Source organism: Streptomyces sp. NPDC058195 (genome assembly GCF_042883525.1).
GTDB lineage: Bacteria > Actinomycetota > Actinomycetes > Streptomycetales > Streptomycetaceae > Streptomyces.
The window spans coordinates 307,148-325,669 of sequence record NZ_JBHVVM010000001.1; the positions used below are offsets into that span (position 1 = coordinate 307,148).

Below are 18,522 nucleotides of genomic sequence, written 5' to 3' on the forward strand. Positions count from 1 at the left end.
CCTTGGGAGTCCGTGGCGGGGCCACGGGCACCGTTCGCTCCTGTTCCGGAAGCGGCCGAACCGGCGCCCGTGGCTCCACTCACGCTCTACTCCTCGTGCTCCCCGGCCGAAGGCGACGTGCCTTCGACATTGCCTTCGACCGTGCTCTCGGCACCCTCCGCCTCAGCGGCCGCGGCGTCCTCGGACCCCTCGACCTCTTCGGCCTCATGGCCGGCTTCGGCGTTACGGGCAATACCGACAACGGCATCGCGCTTGCCCAGATTGATCAGTTGGACGCCCATGGTGTCACGGCCCGTCTCCCTGACTTCATTGACTCGCGTACGGATCACGCCGCCGCCGAGCGTGATGGCGAGGATCTCGTCCGACTCCTCCACCACCAGCGCGCCGACCAGCGAGCCACGGTCCTCCACGATCTTGGCAGCCTTGATGCCGAGACCGCCACGGCCCTGGACCCGGTACTCGTCGACGGGGGTCCGCTTCGCGTAACCGCCGTCGGTGGCAGTGAACACGAACGTACCCGGCCGGACAACATTCATCGAGAGCAGCTCGTCGCCCTCGCGGAAGCTCATGCCCTTCACGCCGGAGGTCGCACGGCCCATCGGGCGCAGCGCGTCGTCCGTCGCGGTGAACCTGATCGACTGGGCCTTCTTGCTGATGAGCAGCAGGTCGTCCTCGGCCGACACCAGCTCCGCGCCGATCAGCTCGTCAGCCGTTCCCTCGGCGCCGTTGTCCATCTCCCGGAGGTTGATCGCGATGACGCCGCCGGAGCGGGGCGAGTCGTAGTCCTTCAGCGCGGTCTTCTTCACCAGGCCGCCCTTGGTGGCCAGGATGAGGTAGGGCGCGGCCTCGTAGTCGCGGATCGCCAGGATCTGCGCGATCCGCTCGTCCGGCTGGAAGGCCAGCAGGTTGGCGACGTGCTGACCACGGGCGTCCCGGCCGGCGTCGGGAAGCTCGTACGCCTTCGCCCGGTACACCCGGCCCTTGTTGGTGAAGAACAGCAGCCAGTGGTGCGTCGTCGAGACGAAGAAGTGGTCGACGATGTCGTCTTCCTTGAGCTTCGTCCCGCGCACGCCCTTGCCGCCGCGCTTCTGCGAGCGGTAGTCGTCCGTCTTCGTACGCTTCACATAGCCGCCACGCGTGATCGTGACGACGATGTCCTCCTCGGCGATCAGGTCCTCGATGGACATGTCGCCCTCGAAGGGCACCAGCTTGGAGCGCCGGTCGTCGCCGAACTTGTCGACGATCGCCGCCAGCTCCTCGCTGACGATCCGGCGCTGCCGCTCCGGCGAAGCCAGGATCGCGTTGTACTCGTTGATCTTCGCCTGGAGCTCGTCGTGCTCGGCGGTGATCTTCTGGTGCTCCAGCGCGGCCAGCCGCCGCAGCTGCATCTCCAGGATCGCGTTCGCCTGGAGCTCGTCGATCTCCAGCAGGCCCATCAGGCCCTCGCGCGCCACCTCGACCGTCTGGCTGCGCCGGATGAGGGCGATGACCTCGTCGATCGCGTCCAGTGCCTTCAGCAGGCCGCGCAGGATGTGCGCCCGCTCCTCGGCCTTGCGCAGCCGGAAGCGCGTACGCCGGACGATGACCTCGATCTGGTGCGTCACCCAGTGGCGGATGAACGCGTCGATGGAGAGGGTCCGCGGCACACCGTCGACCAGTGCCAGCATGTTGGCGCCGAAGTTGGTCTGCAGGTCGGTGTGCTTGTACAGGTTGTTCAGGACGACCTTGGCGACCGCGTCCCGCTTCAGCACCACGACCAGGCGCTGACCGGTGCGCGAGGAGGTCTCGTCACGGACGTCGGCGATCCCGCCGATCTTGCCGTCCTTCACCAGGTCGGCGATCTTCTGCGCCAGGTTGTCCGGGTTGGTCTGGTACGGGAGCTCCGTGACGACCAGGCACTGCCGGTTCTGGATCTCCTCGACCGCGACCACCGCGCGCATCGTGATCGAGCCACGGCCGGTGCGGTACGCCTCCTCGATGCCCTTGCGGCCCACGACCAGCGCGCCGGTCGGGAAGTCCGGGCCCTTGATCCGCTCGATCAGGGCTTCCTGGAGCTCCTCCTGCGAGGCCTCCGGGTGCTCCAGGTACCACTGGGCGCCGTCCGCGACCTCGCGCAGGTTGTGCGGCGGGATGTTGGTCGCCATACCGACCGCGATGCCCGCGGACCCGTTGACCAGCAGGTTCGGGAACCGGGCCGGGAGGACCGTCGGCTCCTGGTTGCGGCCGTCGTAGTTGTCCTGGAAGTCGACGGTCTCCTCGTCGATGTCCCGGACCATCTCCATGGACAGCGGCATCATCTTGCACTCGGTGTACCGCATGGCGGCGGCCGGGTCGTTGCCCGGGGAACCGAAGTTGCCGTTGGAGTCCACCAGCGGCATCCGCATCGACCACGGCTGCGCCAGGCGGACCAGCGCGTCGTAGATCGAGGAGTCGCCGTGCGGGTGGTACGTGCCCATGACGTCACCGACGACGCGGGCGCACTTGTAGAAGCCCTTCTCGGGGCGGTAGCCGCCGTCGTACATCGCGTACAGCACACGGCGGTGGACGGGCTTGAGGCCGTCCCGCACGTCCGGCAGCGCACGCGAGACGATGACGGACATCGCGTAGTCGAGGTAGGAGCGCTGCATCTCCGTTTCGAGCCCGACGGGCTCGACGCGCATGCCCACGCCGGCGGCGGGCTCCTCTTCGGGTGTCACAGGGGTGTTCTCGTCGGCCATTGCTGGTCAAAGTCCTTTCGAGCGGCGGCTTGGCTGGTACGGCCGACTCAGATGTCGAGGAAGCGGACGTCCTTGGCGTTGCGCTGGATGAACGAGCGCCGCGCCTCGACGTCCTCGCCCATCAGCACCGAGAAGAGGTCGTCGGCCTGCGCCGCGTCGTCCAGCGTGACCTGGCCGAGGACCCGGTGGTCGACGTCCATCGTGGTGACGCGCAGCTCCTCGGCGTTCATCTCGCCGAGACCCTTGAAGCGCTGGATCGAGTCTTCCCTGATCCGCTTGCCGTTCTGCTTGCCCAGCTCGACCAGGGCGTCGCGCTCCCGGTCCGAGTAGGCGTACTCGAAGTCGTCCCGGCCCCACTTGATCTTGTAGAGCGGCGGACGGGAGAGGTAGACGTGCCCGGCCTCGACCAGCGGACGCATGAAGCGGAAGAGGAACGTGAGCAGCAGGGTGTTGATGTGCTGGCCGTCGACGTCGGCGTCCGCCATCAGGATGATCTTGTGATAGCGGAGCTTCTCGATGTCGAAGTCCTCGTGGACCCCGGTACCGAAGGCCGAGATCAGCGCCTGGACCTCGGTGTTCTGGAGGATCTTGTCGACCCGGGCCTTCTCGACGTTCAGGATCTTGCCGCGGATCGGCAGGATCGCCTGGTACATCGGGTTACGGCCGGACTTCGCCGAACCACCGGCGGAGTCACCCTCGACGATGAAGATCTCGCACTTCGTCGGGTCGTTGGACTGGCAGTCGCTCAGCTTGCCCGGCAGCGAGGCGCTCTCCAGGAGGCCCTTGCGGCGGGTCAGATCGCGCGCCTTGCGGGCCGCCACACGGGCGGTGGCCGCCGCGATGCCCTTGCGGACGATGTCGGCGGCCTCGTTCGGATTGCGGTCGAACCAGTCCGTCAGGTGCTCGTGGACGACCTTCTGCACGAAGGTCTTCGCCTCCGTGTTGCCCAGCTTGGTCTTGGTCTGGCCCTCGAACTGCGGTTCGCCGAGCTTCACCGAGATGATCGCGGTCAGACCCTCACGGATGTCGTCACCGGTGAGGTTGTCGTCCTTCTCGCGCAGCAGCTTCTTGTCACGCGCGTACTTGTTGACCAGCGTGGTCAGCGCGGCGCGGAAGCCCTCCTCGTGGGTACCGCCCTCATGCGTGTGGATCGTGTTCGCGAAGGAGTAGACGCCCTCGGTGTACTGCGTGTTCCACTGCATGGCGATCTCGGCCGAGAGGAGGCGCTCCTTGTCCTCGGCCTCGATGTCGATCACCGACTGGTGAATGACGTCGCCCTTGCGGGAGTTGAGGTACTTCACGAAGTCGACGATGCCGCCCTCGTAGTGGTACGTGACGGTCTTGACCTCGGCCTTCTCGTCCGCACCCGCCTCGTCCGCACCGCTGGTCGCCTTCGCCGACTCGCGCTCGTCGGTGAGCCGGATCGTCAGGCCCTTGTTGAGGAACGCCATCTCCTGGAAGCGGCGCGCGAGCGTCTCGAAGGAGTACTCGGTGGTCTCGAAGACGTCCGGGTCGGCCCAGAAGGTGACCGTCGTGCCGCTGTCGTCGACCTGCTCGTGCTTGGCGAGCGGGGCCGTGGGGACACCGGTCTTGTACTCCTGCGTCCAGCGGTAGCCGTCGCGCTTGATCTCGACCGAGACCTTGGTCGACAGGGCGTTCACCACGGAGACACCCACACCGTGCAGGCCGCCGGAGACGGCGTAGCCGCCGCCGCCGAACTTGCCGCCCGCGTGCAGCACGGTCAGCACGACCTCGACGGCCGGCTTCTTCTCCACCGGGTGCATGTCGACGGGGATGCCCCGGCCGTTGTCGACCACGCGCACGCCGCCGTCGGCCAGGATCGTCACGTCGATCGTGTCCGCGTGACCTGCGAGGGCCTCGTCGACGGAGTTGTCGACGACTTCCTGCACCAGGTGGTGCAGACCGCGCTCACCGGTCGAGCCGATGTACATGCCGGGGCGCTTGCGGACCGCGTCCAGACCTTCGAGGACGGTGATCGCACTGGCGTCGTACGACGCGGAGCCCTCGCCGCTCCCACCGGGTGTAGACGGAATGTTCTCGTTGGGGTTGCCGGAATCGGCCACGAAGCGCCCTCTCTGGCACAGCACAGGCCGTTCTCCGGGCAAACGGGAGCGGCTGCGTCGTTCGGCTTGTATCGACGACTCCCGCAGGACACGGGATTGTCCACCAGTCTACCGGTAGCACTGACATGAATGGGGGTTTGCGGGTACCTGAGTACGCATGTGCCGCCCTGAATGAGCGGCTGACGACTCCCCATATTCAGGGAGGGCCCTCAGGAGGCTCACGCGGGCCTTGAGCGCTTCGGCCTGTCAACCTCCCGCTACGGTGAGGGACGCCCCCTCCCCAGCGCGTGGTTTCGATCACTGGACACGCGTACGAGACGACTGCTCCCGGGTACCCGAAAAGCGGCCAGACAGCCGTCGCGAAATGGCAGAAGGCCAGGTCAGCCGTCAGCCGTAGGTGTCGCCCGGACCGGTGCTCCCCGGCGCCCGCAGCGGACCGAACCTGCGCTGCGGGCCACCGGGCCCCAGCACCTTGATCAGCCGCACCGTGCCGTGTCCCAGGTCCGCGTTCAGCCGGGCCACCAGCTGCGGGGCCAGCAGCCGCAGCTGCGTCGCCCACGCCGTCGAATCGCACTGCACCGTCAGCACCCGCTGATCCGGATCCTCGTCGTACCGCAGCGGCACACAGTGCTTCGCCAGGTCCTCGCCGACGATCTGCGGCCAGCGCCCCATCACCCCGCCGACCGCGGCCGGGGTCTCCCAGCCCCGCTCGGTGATCAGCCGGGTGATCGCGGAGCCCAGCGGCTGCGGATCGCGTCCGTCCGCCCGCGCACCCGAACGCAGCCCGCCACCCCGCCGGGCCTGCTTCCGCTGCTGCGCGGCGGCACCCCGCGCCCGCGCCTGCTCCTTGGCCGCGCGCAGGGCCACCCGGGCCAGGTCGACGCCCGAGGGTTCCGGGGCCTTGCTCCCGCCCTGGTCGGCGCCCGCACCGCGGCCGCTCACAACCGCTCCACCCGGCCCGCGGAAACCTCGTACCGCGTTCCCGCCAGCACACCCGGAACGTCGTCGTCCACCGCAGCTGTCACCAGCACCTGCTCACCCGGCGCCACCAGCTCCGCCAGCCGCTCGCGGCGCCGGGAGTCCAGCTCCGCGAAGACGTCGTCCAGCACCAGCACCGGCTCGTTGCCCTCGCCGCGCAGCAGCTCGTACGAGGCCAGCCGCAGCGCCAGCGCGTACGACCAGGACTCGCCATGGCTCGCGTACCCCTTGGCGGGCATCCCGCGCAGCCCCAGCAGCAGCTCGTCACGGTGCGGTCCGACCAGCGTCACACCCCGCTCGATCTCCTGCTTGCGGACCTCCGCCAGGGCCGCGATCAGCAGCTCGTACAGCTCCTCGCGGGTCCGCACGGCCCCCACGTCCGCCCCGGCCGAACTCCGGTACTCCAGGGACAGCGGACCGCCGCCTGGTGCGACATCCGCGTACGCCTTGTCCGCGAGCGGCTGCAGGGTGGCGATCAGATCCAGCCGCTGGGCCAGCAGCTCCGCGCCCGTCCGGGCCAGATGCTGGTCCCACACGTCGAGGGTGGACAGGTCCATCGACCGGCCACCGTGCCGCCGCGCCATCGCCGCCGACTTCAGCAGGGTGTTGCGCTGCTTTAGCACCCGCTCGTAGTCCGACCGCACTCCCGCCATCCGCGGAGCCCGCGCCGTGATCAGCTCGTCGAGGAAACGCCGACGCTCCCCGGGATCGCCCTTGACCAGCGCCAGGTCCTCCGGCGCGAACAGCACCGTACGCACGATGCCCAGCACGTCACGCGGTCTGACCTGCGAGGACCTGTTGATACGGGCCCGGTTCGCCCGGCCGGGATTGAGCTCCAGCTCGACCAGCTGAGCCCGCTCGCCCTGCGTCACCGCGGCGCGGACGACGGCCCGCTCCGCTCCCATCCGCACCAGCGGGGCGTCGGAGGAGACCCGGTGACTGCCGAGCGTGGCGAGATAGCCGATCGCTTCCACCAGATTCGTCTTGCCCTGGCCGTTGGCCCCCACAAAAGCGGTGACGCCCGGTTCGAGACCCACCTCGACCCGGGCGTACGAACGGAAGTCGGCCAGCGAGAGATGCGTGACATGCATGGTGTACGCCGACCTTCCCGGCTTCCTGCTCCGTGCCTCGTGAAGCGGACCGGCCGGGTGGGCCGGCCCGCTTCCTGCTACTTCCGCGTGGTGTCCTCCACCACCGCGTACTGACCGCTGGCTTCTTTTTGTCCGCTACTTCTTGTTCTCGACCGCGTGGCCACCGAACTGGTTGCGCAGTGCGGCGATCATCTTCATCTGCGGGGAGTCGTCCTGGCGCGAGGCGAAGCGCGCGAAGAGCGACGCGGTGATCGCGGGCAGCGGCACCGCGTTGTCGATCGCGGCCTCCACCGTCCACCTGCCCTCGCCGGAGTCGGCGGCGTAGCCCCGGAGCTCGTCGAGGTGCTCGTCCTCGTCCAGCGCGTTGACCGCCAGGTCGAGCAGCCAGGAACGGATGACCGTGCCCTCCTGCCAGGAGCGGAAGACCTCGCGCACGTCGGTGACGGAGTCGACCTTCTCCAGCAGCTCCCAGCCCTCGGCGTAGGCCTGCATCATGGCGTACTCGATGCCGTTGTGGACCATCTTGGCGAAGTGGCCGGCGCCCACCTTGCCAGCGTGCACGGAACCGAACTCGCCCACGGGCTTCAGGGCGTCGAAGACCGGCTGGACCTTCGCCACGTGCTCGGCGTCGCCGCCGTACATCAGGGCGTAGCCGTTCTCCAGGCCCCAGACACCGCCGGAGACGCCGCAGTCCACGAAGCCGATGCCCTTGATGCCCAGCTCGACGGCGTGCTTCTCGTCGTCGGTCCAGCGGGAGTTGCCACCGTCCACGACGATGTCGCCGGGCGAGAGGAGACCGGCGAGCTCGTCGATGGTGGCCTGGGTCGGGGCACCCGCGGGAACCATCACCCAGACGACCCGGGGGCCCTCCAGCTTGCCCACAAGCTCTTCGAGACTGTGGACATCGGAGACGTCCGGGTTGCGGTCGTAACCGATGACGGTGTGGCCTGCGCGGCGGATGCGCTCGCGCATGTTGCCGCCCATCTTGCCGAGGCCGACGAGACCGAGCTCCATCAGAGATTCCTTAAGCGTTGTGCCGATTCGTACCCACGGTCGAGCCTACGCCCGGAGGAGGAGGGCGCGCCGGGCGTGCTCAAGGGGCGAGCACGCCCGTACGGACCGTTGTCCCGTCCGCGTTCGTCCGGGTCGGGAGACCGGCGGCCGGATCAGCCGGAGAGCCGCACCGGCATGATCAGGTACTTGTACGCGTCGTCCGCCTCGGCGTCCACGGCCGGGCGGCCGCTGAGCAGCGCGGGCTTGGTGGACGTCGTGAACGAGAGCTGGGCGACCGGGGAGTCGATCGCGCTCAGTCCGTCCAGCAGGAAGGTCGGGTTGAAGGCGATCGAGATGTCGTCGCCCTCCAGCACCGCGTCGACCCGCTCCACAGCCTGTGCGTCGTCGCTGGAACCGGCCTCCAGGATCAGCACGCCCTGCTCGAAGCTCAGCCGCACCGGGGTGTTCCGCTCGGCGACCAGGGCCACACGCTTGACAGCCTCGACGAACGGGGCGGTCTCGATCACCGCGACCGAGTTGAACTCGGTGGGGAAGAGCGTGCGGTACTTCGGCAGATCGCCTTCGAGGAGCCGCGTGGTCGTACGGCGGCCAGCGCCCTCGAAACCGATCAGGCCCTCACCGGCACCGGAGCCGGAGAGCGCCAGCGTCACCGTGTCACCGCTGGTCAGGGCCTTGGCCGTGTCCAGCAGCGTCTTGGCGGGCACCAGGGCGACCGCGGAGGCGTCCGGGTTCTCCGGCTTCCAGAGGAACTCGCGGACCGCGAAGCGGTAGCGGTCGGTCGAGGCCAGGGTGACGGTCTCGCCCTCGATCTCGATCCGTACACCGGTCAGCACCGGCAGCGTGTCGTCGCGGCCAGCGGCGATGGCGACCTGGGCGGCGGCCGAGGCGAAGACCTCACCGGGGACCGTGCCCGTCGCGGTCGGCATCTCGGGAAGCGACGGGTACTCCTCCACCGGAAGGGTGTGGAGGGTGAACCGCGAGGAGCCGCAGACCACGGTCGCCCGTACACCGTCTGTGGAAATCTCCACCGGGCGGTTGGGCAGGGCGCGGCAGATGTCGGCGAGCAGCCGGCCGGAGACCAGAACCGTGCCGTCCTCCTCGACCTCGGCATCCACCGAGACCCGGGCCGACACCTCGTAGTCGAAGCTGGAGAAGCTGAGGGCTCCGTCCTCGGCCTTCAGCAGTAGGCCCGCGAGAACGGGCGCGGGCGGACGGGCCGGGAGGCTACGGGCCACCCAGGCCACCGCCTCCGCGAGTACATCGCGCTCCACCCGGATCTTCACCGGAACCGCCTCCTGCTGTTGCTCGCTCGCCCTGCTGGCCTTCGTCATCGGATCGGGTCCTCCGCCGACGGGACGGTGAGGACGCCGGAGACCAGTCTGACGTACGGCACCGACACTCGGTGCTGCTCGGGGTCAAGTCGCGACAAGCGGCTCGGAGCGCTCCGGCGCCGAGTTGTGCACAGGCCCCACTTCGAAGCGGATTCCGGGCTAACTCTAGGTGGCAGTAGTAGTAGGGCCTGTGGAAACCGTGGATAACGTCGTTTGCGCAGGTCAGTGCCGGTTTTTTGTCCACCGGTCCTGTGGGCGGCACCGGTGGACAACACGGTGCTTCTGTGGACACAGGAAAGTTCTGCACACCCCATGCACAGGGGAGGAGGGTTTCTCCCCAGGGCTGTCCCCAGCTTTACCCAGGTTCCCCACAGCCCAACCCACGTCGCTGGTGTGACGCCTTTCACTCGGCACGGTGAAAGAGGCCCTCATGTTGCCGAACAGTGGACAGAGGTGTGGAGAAGCAGCGCGAAGCTGGGGACAACGAGGCTGCACCTGTGGGTCGGCAGTGGACAACATCATCCACGCCCTGTGGACGAATATTTTGTCCACAGGCTGTGGATCATTGTTGACCACAAATCCCCAGGGGCTTGACCTGGCCTGATGGAGTATCGGCAGTCGCCCCTGTGGAAGCAATATGGACAACTTCCCGGTCCCCAGGCTGTGGAAGGGGAAAACTCCCCAGATCTGTGGAGAACCGCTGGTCAGCCGCGGGTATTCGAACAAAGTCGGCGTGTCCGAGCGGTCCGGGGCATCCCCAAGGCGGTTCCGCGGCGGGCTACGAGAGCCCTCGGACGGCCGCAGACGGCCCGCAGACGGCCCGCAGACGGCCCCGAGGAGTGTTCAGGGAGCGTCCGGATGGCGTCCGAAGCCTCTCGGGCAGGTTCCCGGGCAGACGCGCGGGCAGGCGCACGGATGGCGCCCGGAAGGTCCCCGGGCGGTCCCCAGGCGGCCGCCCCTGGGCGCTCCCCGGAAGGTTCCGGACGACGAAAAGGGCGTCTGAAGCACCCTCTCGGATCCTTCAGACGCCCTTCGGGCAAGCGGTGGTGGCGGCCCGTCAGCCGTTCTTGATGCGGTTGGTGAGCTCGGTGACCTGGTTGTAGATGGAACGGCGCTCCGCCATCAGCGCGCGGATCTTCCGGTCCGCGTGCATCACCGTCGTATGGTCCCGGCCCCCGAACTGCGCACCGATCTTGGGCAGTGAGAGGTCGGTCAGCTCCCGGCAGAGGTACATCGCGATCTGGCGGGCCGTCACCAGTACGCGACTGCGCGAGGTTCCGCAGAGATCGTCCACCGTGAGACCGAAGTAGTCCGCGGTCGAGGCCATGATGGCCGCCGCTGTGATCTCCGGCGCCGCGTCCTCACCGCCCGGGATCAGGTCCTTCAGCACGTGCTCGGTCAGCCCGAGGTCCACCGGCTGGCGGTTGAGGCTGGCGAAGGCCGTGACCCGGATCAGTGCCCCCTCCAGCTCCCTGATGTTCCGGGAGATACGGGAGGCGATGAACTCCAGTACCTCCGGCGGGGCGTTGAGCTGCTCCTGCACCGCCTTCTTACGGAGGATCGCGATGCGGGTCTCCAGCTCGGGCGGCTGCACATCGGTGGTCAGGCCCCACTCGAACCGGTTGCGCAGCCGGTCCTCCAGGGTCACCAGCTGCTTGGGCGGCCGGTCGGAGGAGAGCACGATCTGCTTGTTGGCGTTGTGGAGCGTGTTGAAGGTGTGGAAGAACTCCTCCTGCGTCGACTCCTTGCTCGCCAGGAACTGGATGTCGTCGACGAGCAGGATGTCCACATCGCGATAGCGCTTGCGGAAGGTGTCGCCCTTGCCGTCGCGGATCGAGTTGATGAACTCGTTGGTGAACTCCTCGGAGCTCACGTACCGCACCCGGGTGCCCGGGTAGAGGCTGCGGGCGTAATGACCGATCGCGTGCAGCAGGTGGGTCTTGCCGAGCCCGGACTCCCCGTAGATGAAGAGCGGGTTGTACGCCTTGGCGGGGGCCTCGGCGACGGCGACCGCCGCGGCGTGCGCGAACCGGTTGGACGCGCCGATGACGAAGGTGTCGAAGAGGTACTTCGGATTCAGCCGGGCCGCCGGCTCGCCCGCGCCCGGCGTGGGTCCGGACTGCGAACCCATCGGCCCGGGTACGCCCGCGGGGCGGCCGGTTCCGGCACCCGGCCGGTGCTGCGGCTGGGGTTCCGCCAGGTCACGGGCGTCGGAACGCTGCTGTTCGTACCCCTGGCGCTCGGGCTGCTGCGGCTCGTAGCCCTGGCGCTCGGGCTGCTGTTCGTACCCCTGGCGCTCCGGCGGCTGCGGGCGGTAGTCGTGCTGCGGCTGCTGGGGGCGACCGCCGCCGTACGGCTCGCGCCACTGCTCCGCGGGGGCCTCGCGGTCCTGGAATCCGCCGAGCCGGGGCTGCTGCCAGGAGAGGTCCTCCCCGGTGCGCGGCCACGCTCCGGGTTCGGGGCGCTGCTGCTGGTAGTCCGGGTAGGCGGGACGGGCGGTCGGCATTCCGTCGTCGGAGGGCCGGTGCCCGTAGCCGTCGTACGCGTCGCCGTGCTGGCGTTCGTCGTGCTGCGGCCCCTGGTAGCGGTGCTGCTGGGGCTGGTGCATCGGGGGCGCGGGCGGGCTCGGCGGCTCGCCCGCGGAGTCGTCGACGGTGATCGCGATACGGATCGGACGGCCGCATTCGCGGCTCAGCGTCTCGCTGATGAGCGGCGCGAGCCGCCCCTCCAGGACGCGCTTGCCCCATTCATTGGGGACGGCGAGCAGCGCGGTGTCGGCGACTAGCGCGAGCGGCTGGCAGCGCTCGATCCACTGCTTGTCCTTCGGCTCGATGCCCGGTTGGCCTTCCCCGAGAAGATGCTCGAGCACGCGTGGCCACACTGCGGCAAGATCGGCAGGTACGTCAGCCACAGGGCACGCTCTCTCGCTGGTCCCACGAATATGTGCTTCTCGGGACGGGACGGGTGGGGACCGGCAGGCAGGAAGAAAAGACCGGAACTCAGCCACGGTAGTCAGGGCGACCCGCGTGGTTCAAGTTGTTGTCCACAGCCTGTGTACGGCGGGGGGTGCTGGGGAGCCGGTTTGACCGGATGGCGCAGCCGCGCGTACCGTGACCAGGTCGAGTTGTCGATGGCTGCTGCCGCCTGCCTCCGATGGGCAAAGATCACGATCTGTGATCGTGAAGCGGTGCACTAGAGCGTTTACGCGAGTCTCTCGTGGGCGCACGGTGACAGCCAGGCGATGTCCCGCCAACACACGAGTCATTTCTGGAGCCCCCTAGTGAGCAAGCGCACCTTCCAGCCGAACAACCGTCGTCGCGCGAAGACCCACGGGTTCCGGCTGCGCATGCGTACCCGTGCCGGCCGCGCGATTCTCGCGTCCCGCCGTGGCAAGGGTCGCGCCAACCTGTCCGCCTGATCGCTTTAACAGGTCATGACGTGCTGCCTACCGAGAATCGGCTGAGGCGGCGCGAGGACTTCGCGACCGCAGTACGCCGAGGACGCAGGGCTGGCCGCCCGCTTCTCGTCGTCCATCTACGCAGCGGTGCAACGGACCCGCACGCGACTGGGGAGATCGCTCCCCCGCCGCGTGCGGGTTTCGTTGTCAGCAAAGCAGTGGGTGGAGCGGTCGTACGCACAGCGGTGAAGCGGAAGCTTCGCCATCTGGTCCGCGAACGGCTCGCCCTGCTGCCCCCCGGTAGCCTGGTTGTCGTACGAGCGCTGCCCGGAGCGGGCGACGCCGACCATGAACAGCTGGCCCGAGACCTGGACGCCGCGCTTCAGCGGCTGCTGGGAGGGGGCGCGCGATGAAGTACCCGCTGCTGGCTCTGATCAAGCTGTATCAGTGGACGATCAGCCCGCTTCTCGGGCCTGTGTGCCGTTACTACCCGTCGTGTTCCCACTACGGATTTACGGCAATCGACCGTCACGGAGCGATCAAGGGAACCGCGCTGACAGCCTGGCGCATCCTGCGATGCAATCCGTGGTCACCCGGTGGCGTGGACTACGTTCCACCACGCAAACGTCCGCGTTGGCATGAACTCCTGCGTAATGCCATGCGCGGTGGCAAGGGCGGGGACTCCGCCGCTGAGGCGCCTGTCCGGGAATCGGTCTCCGAGACCCCGAGCAAGGCCGCAGAGACTTCGCCCAATGCTCAAGGAGCCTGATTAGTGGACACGATTGCCAGTCTGTTCAGCTTTATCACCTGGCCCGTTTCATGGGTCATCGTCCAGTTCCACAAGTTGTACGGGGCGATCTTCGGTGACGACACCGGATGGGCCTGGGGCCTGTCCATCGTGTCCCTGGTGGTGCTGATCCGGATCTGCCTGATCCCGCTGTTCGTCAAGCAGATCAAGTCGACCCGCAATATGCAGGTGCTCCAGCCGAAGATGAAGGCGATCCAGGAGCGCTACAAGAGCGACAAGCAGCGTCAGTCCGAAGAGATGATGAAGCTGTACAAGGAGACGGGTACCAACCCGCTCTCCTCGTGCCTTCCCATCCTGGCGCAGTCGCCGTTCTTCTTCGCCCTGTACCACGTGCTGTCGGCCATCGCCTCGAACAAGAAGATCGGCGTCATCGACCAGACGCTGCTCGACAGCGCCCGTCAGGCCCACATCTTCGGTGCTCCTCTCGCCGCGAAGTTCATGAACAGCGCGGAAGAGGTCACCGCTCTCGGTGCCTCCCTGACCGACGTCCGGGTCGTCACCGCGATCATGATCGTGATGATGTCGGCCTCGCAGTTCTTCACCCAGCGCCAGCTGATGACGAAGAACGTCGACCTGACCGTCAAGACGCCGTACATGAGCCAGCAGAAGATGCTGATGTACATCTTCCCGCTGATCTTCGCCGGCATGGGCATCAACTTCCCCGTCGGTGTCCTCGTCTACTGGCTGACCACGAACGTCTGGACCATGGGCCAGCAGATGTACGTGATCAACCAGAACCCGACCCCGGGCAGCAAGGCACAGGACCAGTACCTGACCCGTCTGCTGAAGAGCATCACCACGCACGGCGAGGTCCGCGGCCGGACCCGGCGCAACACCGTCAAGCGGATCGTGGCCAAGGGACCGGACCGCAACGACATCGAGCGGAAGTTCGTCACTGGGCTGGCCAAGCTGGGCCTCGCCGCCCAGGAGGACGGCTCGGTCAGCAAGAGCGATTCCGCTGCCGCCGAGGCGGAGAGCGGAGCCGCGCAGCGACGCCAGCAGCCCAAGCGCCAGACCAAGGCCAAGCGCCAGAGCGCTGCCACGCAGCCGGGGGCCAAGGACGCCGGTTCCACCACGTCCAAGACCTCCCTCCAGAAGCAGGACGACAAGTCCGAGCAGGACGAGAAGAACAAGTCGTCGAGCAAGGACTCGTCCGGCTCCTCACGCCAAGCCAAGTCCGGACAGCGCAAGGGCCCGCAGCGGCCCAAGCACCCGTCCAAGAAGTAAGAAGGAGTCCATCCGTGACGGAAGGCACCACCTCCACGGCCGCTGAGGGCAGCGACACTCTGACCCGCCTTGAGCAGGAGGGTGAGATCGCAGCGGACTACCTCGAGGGCCTGCTCGACATCGCCGACCTGGACGGCGACATCGACATGGACGTCGAGGCGGACCGGGCCGCGGTCTCGATCATCAGCGATTCGGCACGTGATCTGCAGAAGCTCGTGGGCCGCGACGGTGAGGTGCTGGAGGCGCTCCAGGAGCTGACGCGGCTGGCCGTTCACCGGGAGACCGGGGATCGCAGCCGACTGATGCTGGACATCGCGGGCTTCCGGGCCAAGAAGCGCGCGGAGCTCGCCGCTCTGGGCGCCAAGGCCGCGGACGAGGTCAAGAGCACCGGTCAGCCGGTGAAGATGGATCCGATGACGCCGTTCGAGCGCAAGGTCGTGCACGACGCCGTCGCGGCCGCCGGTCTGCGCAGCGAGTCCGAGGGCGAGGAGCCGGAGCGCTTCGTCGTCGTCCTCCCGGCCTGACCGGACCCCAGTTCTGTCGGCCCCGTCTGTTCGCAGGCGGGGCCGATCTTTGTCAGCCTGATAGTCATCCACCCACAGCGCAGAAGTGCGTATGGAAGGACGGTCCCCGTGACGACGGAAGTAGAGCTTCCCGAGGCACCCCCAGGGGCGCGGGCGGTATTCGGTGATTTCTTCCCGGAGGCTGTCCGGTACGCCGAGCTGCTGGCCGATGCTGGAGTGAAGCGTGGGCTGATCGGCCCGCGCGAGGTGCCGAGGCTGTGGGAGCGGCACCTCCTGAACTGTGCGGTCCTCTCCGAGGTCGTGCCTGAGGGCGTCACCGTCTGCGACGTGGGTTCGGGCGCGGGCCTGCCCGGCATTCCGCTCGCACTGGTGCGCCCCGATCTCAAGATCACCCTGCTGGAGCCCCTGCTCCGGCGCACCAACTTCCTGCAGGAAGTCGTGGAGCTCCTGGGCCTGGATCACGTCACGGTGGTACGCGGCCGGGCCGAGGAAGTCCTGGGCTCGCTCCAGCCGGTGCACGTGGTGACCGCCCGTGCCGTCGCGCCGCTCGATCGGCTGGCCGGCTGGGGCGTTCCGCTGCTCCGCCCGTACGGGGAGATGCTGGCGCTCAAGGGGGACACCGCGGAGGAGGAGATCAACGGGGCACGCGCCGCCCTGAGCAAGCTCGGCGTGGTGGAGACCGAGGTTCTGCACGTCGGGGAGGGCGTCGTCGACCCGATGTCCACGGTGGTGCGGGTGGTCGTCGGTGAGAGCCCCGGCGGTGTGAGGTTCGCGGCAAAGCGGGCCAAGGCCGCCAGGGCGAGCCGTTCGAGGCGCCGTCGCTGAACCGGCTGCGGAGTGTCGTGCCCCTGCGGCCTGGCCGCAGGGGCATCGTGTTTCACGTGAAACGTCGCTCTCTGCTGCAAGGGATCATCAGCCGCGGTGGCGAGTCCGCCGCGCCGAGGCATCGCAGACCCGTTAGGGCTATGGAGTTGTCCACAGAAGCGGATTCATCCACAGAAGAGCGGGCCTCGCTGGTTCACGACCCTGAAAGCATGGCAGGCTCTGTTCATTGCGAGCCTGAAGTCGAGGAGAGTGAATCCTTGCGGTCCGACGCCAACATCGCGGGACCGATGACCGATCCGGTCCCCGGTCCCCGAACCGAATCGGCGGGGGAGGGTGTTTCACGTGAAACACCGCCGCCGATGGACGACACACCCATCGGTCGCGCGGCCCAGCTGGCTGTCGAGGCCCTTGGCCGCGCCGGTGAGGGGCTGCCCCGCCCTGGCCGGACGCGGGTCATGGTGGTGGCCAACCAGAAGGGCGGAGTCGGCAAGACGACCACGACGGTCAACCTTGCTGCTTCGCTCGCGCTGCACGGCGCACGCGTGCTGGTGGTCGACCTCGATCCGCAGGGGAATGCCTCTACGGCTCTGGGTATCGATCACCACGCCGACGTCCCCTCCATCTATGACGTGCTGGTGGACAGCAGGCCGCTCTCCGAAGTGGTCCAGCCTGTCCCGGACGTCGAGGGACTCTTCTGCGCCCCTGCCACCATCGATCTCGCCGGTGCGGAGATCGAGCTGGTGTCCCTGGTGGCGCGGGAGAGCCGACTTCAGCGAGCGATCCAGGCGTACGAGCAGCCGCTGGACTACATCCTCATCGACTGCCCGCCGTCGCTCGGGCTGCTCACCGTCAACGCCCTGGTCGCTGGCGCCGAGGTGCTGATCCCCATCCAGTGCGAGTACTACGCGCTGGAGGGGCTGGGGCAGCTGCTGCGCAATGTGGACCTGGTGCGGGGCCATCTCAACCCCGACCTCCATGTCTCGACGATCCTGCTCACCATGTACGACGGCAGGACCAGACTCGCCTCGCAGGTCGCGGAGGAGGTGCGCAGCCACTTCGGCAAGGAGGTGCTGCGGACGAACATTCCGCGGTCGGTGCGCATCTCGGAGGCACCCAGCTACGGGCAGACCGTGCTGACCTACGATCCGGGTTCCAGCGGATCACTGTCGTACCTCGAAGCGGCACGTGAGATCGCCCTGCGGGGAGTCGGCATCCATTACGAGGCCCAGCATGCCCAGCCGGGCAGCGGAAACGGCCAGCAGAGTATTTCGGAGGGGATTCAGTGAGCGAGCGTCGAAGAGGGTTGGGGCGTGGGCTGGGTGCCCTGATCCCCGCCGCTCCGCAGGAGAACCAGGCATCGTCCACGGGGAGGGGACCGGCCTCTGCGGGGATCGGTTCCATGTTCGCGGAGGAGCGGGGGGTGGCCGCGGCGAAGCTGGCCACGCTCGGCACTGTGCCGGAGCCGAGTGCGCCGGTTTCGGGGTCGATGACGGCTGCCGACACGGTCGGGCCTGCCGGGGCGTACTTCGCTGAGATTCCGGTCGATTCCATCAGCCCGAATCCCCAGCAGCCCCGCAAGGCGTTCGACGAGGACGCTCTGGCGGAGCTGGTGACCTCCATCAAGGAGGTCGGTCTCCTCCAGCCCGTCGTCGTGCGGAAGGTGGGTCCGGAGAGCTATGAGCTCATCATGGGCGAGCGGCGCTGGCGGGCCCACCAGGCGGCTGAACTGGAGCGGATCCCGGCGATCGTCCGGTCCACCGACGACGAGAAGCTTCTCCTGGACGCGCTGCTGGAAAACCTCCACCGTGCTCAGCTGAACCCCCTGGAGGAAGCGGCCGCGTACGACCAGCTGCTCAAGGACTTCAAGTGCACCCATGACCAGCTGGCCGACCGGATCGGGCGTTCTCGCCCGCAGGTGTCGAACACGCTGCGTCTGCTGAGACTGTCGGGACGGGTACAGAGCAGGGTCGCGGCCGGGGTGCTGTCGGCCGGTCATGCGCGGGCGCTGCTGTCCGTGACCGATCCTGAGGAGCAGGACCGTCTGGCCGGTCGCATTGTGGCCGAGGGGCTCTCAGTGCGCGCGGTCGAGGAGATCGTGACGGTCATGGACTCCAGCCCCAGCAAGTCCCCGGGCAAGCCGAAGGGACCAAGGGCCGGTGGCCGGGTGTCGCCCGCACTCTCCGAACTCGCCACGCGACTGTCGGACCGCTTCGAGACCCGGGTGAAGGTCGACCTCGGTCAGAAGAAGGGGAAGATCGTCGTCGAGTTCGCCTCCATGGAGGATCTGGAGCGCATCCTCGGCAGCCTCGCACCGGGCGAAGGGCGTGTGCTGGAACGGAGCCTCTCGGAGGAGCCCGCCGAAGAAGCAGCCGCGGAGACCCTCAAGGGTTCCGCCACGGAGAACGAGGGCTGATCCGGCCGACAGACAGGAGGGCGGGCTGCGTACCGGCGGTTGCCGGATCGCGGCCCGCCCTTTGCTCTGTCTCGGTGTCCGCGGCAACCCTGGGTGGATACGATGCGTTCTGG

At 68.0% G+C, this 18,522-nt stretch carries 15 protein-coding genes; 8 read left to right on the plus strand and 7 right to left on the minus strand.

Going from position 1 to position 18,522, the window contains the following annotated elements:
• Positions 1 to 86 precede the first annotated feature (86 nt).
• The 7 genes from gyrA to dnaA form a co-directional block, all read right to left on the minus strand.
• Positions 87 to 2,717, minus strand: coding sequence for a DNA gyrase subunit A (gene gyrA / locus ACFVWY_RS01425; protein ID WP_389865978.1), 2,631 nt, complete (start codon positions 2,715 to 2,717; stop codon positions 87 to 89).
• A gap of 47 nt (positions 2,718 to 2,764) precedes the next feature.
• Positions 2,765 to 4,825 carry a DNA topoisomerase (ATP-hydrolyzing) subunit B gene (gene gyrB, locus ACFVWY_RS01430; RefSeq protein WP_389865980.1) on the minus strand — a complete coding sequence of 687 codons (2,061 nt, stop codon included), beginning with the start codon at positions 4,823 to 4,825 and terminating at the stop codon, positions 2,765 to 2,767.
• A 363-nt stretch (positions 4,826 to 5,188) separates the two neighbouring features.
• The gene (locus ACFVWY_RS01435; RefSeq protein ID WP_389865983.1) at positions 5,189 to 5,743 is read right to left on the minus strand and encodes a DUF721 domain-containing protein; all 555 of its coding nucleotides are present in this window, start codon (positions 5,741 to 5,743) and stop codon (positions 5,189 to 5,191) included.
• Positions 5,740 to 6,870: a DNA replication/repair protein RecF gene (gene recF, locus ACFVWY_RS01440; protein ID WP_389865985.1), complete on the minus strand. Its 1,131-nt coding sequence runs from the start codon at positions 6,868 to 6,870 to the stop codon at positions 5,740 to 5,742. Before recF ends, ACFVWY_RS01435 begins: the two co-directional genes overlap by 4 nt.
• A 135-nt stretch (positions 6,871 to 7,005) precedes the next feature.
• A complete protein-coding gene (gene gnd, locus ACFVWY_RS01445; RefSeq protein ID WP_389865988.1) occupies positions 7,006 to 7,884 on the minus strand; it encodes a phosphogluconate dehydrogenase (NAD(+)-dependent, decarboxylating) in 879 nt (292 codons plus the stop codon).
• A gap of 152 nt (positions 7,885 to 8,036) precedes the next feature.
• Positions 8,037 to 9,167 carry a DNA polymerase III subunit beta gene (gene dnaN / locus ACFVWY_RS01450; RefSeq protein ID WP_389866324.1) on the minus strand — a complete coding sequence of 377 codons (1,131 nt, stop codon included), beginning with the start codon at positions 9,165 to 9,167 and terminating at the stop codon, positions 8,037 to 8,039.
• A gap of 1,105 nt (positions 9,168 to 10,272) precedes the next feature.
• On the minus strand, positions 10,273 to 12,126 hold the full coding sequence (gene dnaA / locus ACFVWY_RS01455) for a chromosomal replication initiator protein DnaA (protein ID WP_389865991.1): 1,854 nt from the start codon (positions 12,124 to 12,126) through the stop codon (positions 10,273 to 10,275).
• Between the two features lie 369 nt (positions 12,127 to 12,495).
• Here dnaA and rpmH point away from each other — a divergent pair, with 369 nt between their 5' ends.
• The 8 genes from rpmH (at position 12,496) to ACFVWY_RS01495 (ending at position 18,409) form a co-directional block, all read left to right on the plus strand.
• Positions 12,496 to 12,633 (plus strand): 50S ribosomal protein L34, encoded by a 138-nt coding sequence (rpmH, locus tag ACFVWY_RS01460; RefSeq protein WP_030930485.1) that lies wholly within the window; start codon positions 12,496 to 12,498, stop codon positions 12,631 to 12,633.
• A 20-nt stretch (positions 12,634 to 12,653) separates the two neighbouring features.
• Positions 12,654 to 13,025, plus strand: coding sequence for a ribonuclease P protein component (gene rnpA / locus ACFVWY_RS01465; protein ID WP_389865993.1), 372 nt, complete (start codon positions 12,654 to 12,656; stop codon positions 13,023 to 13,025).
• On the plus strand, positions 13,022 to 13,381 hold the full coding sequence (gene yidD / locus ACFVWY_RS01470; RefSeq protein ID WP_389865996.1) for a membrane protein insertion efficiency factor YidD: 360 nt from the start codon (positions 13,022 to 13,024) through the stop codon (positions 13,379 to 13,381). The genes rnpA and yidD overlap by 4 nt, the downstream gene beginning before the upstream one ends.
• A 3-nt stretch (positions 13,382 to 13,384) precedes the next feature.
• Positions 13,385 to 14,647, plus strand: a complete 1,263-nt coding sequence (gene yidC / locus ACFVWY_RS01475; RefSeq protein ID WP_389865997.1) for a membrane protein insertase YidC — start codon at positions 13,385 to 13,387, stop codon at positions 14,645 to 14,647.
• A 14-nt stretch (positions 14,648 to 14,661) separates the two neighbouring features.
• Positions 14,662 to 15,171: a protein jag gene (locus tag ACFVWY_RS01480; protein ID WP_389866000.1), complete on the plus strand. Its 510-nt coding sequence runs from the start codon at positions 14,662 to 14,664 to the stop codon at positions 15,169 to 15,171.
• A 108-nt stretch (positions 15,172 to 15,279) separates the two neighbouring features.
• On the plus strand, positions 15,280 to 15,996 hold the full coding sequence (gene rsmG, locus ACFVWY_RS01485; protein WP_389866002.1) for a 16S rRNA (guanine(527)-N(7))-methyltransferase RsmG: 717 nt from the start codon (positions 15,280 to 15,282) through the stop codon (positions 15,994 to 15,996).
• Between the two features lie 209 nt (positions 15,997 to 16,205).
• Positions 16,206 to 17,282, plus strand: a complete 1,077-nt coding sequence (locus tag ACFVWY_RS01490; RefSeq protein WP_389866327.1) for a ParA family protein — start codon at positions 16,206 to 16,208, stop codon at positions 17,280 to 17,282.
• Positions 17,279 to 18,409, plus strand: a complete 1,131-nt coding sequence (locus ACFVWY_RS01495; RefSeq protein WP_389866005.1) for a ParB/RepB/Spo0J family partition protein — start codon at positions 17,279 to 17,281, stop codon at positions 18,407 to 18,409. Before ACFVWY_RS01490 ends, ACFVWY_RS01495 begins: the two co-directional genes overlap by 4 nt.
• Positions 18,410 to 18,522: the final 113 nt, after the last annotated feature.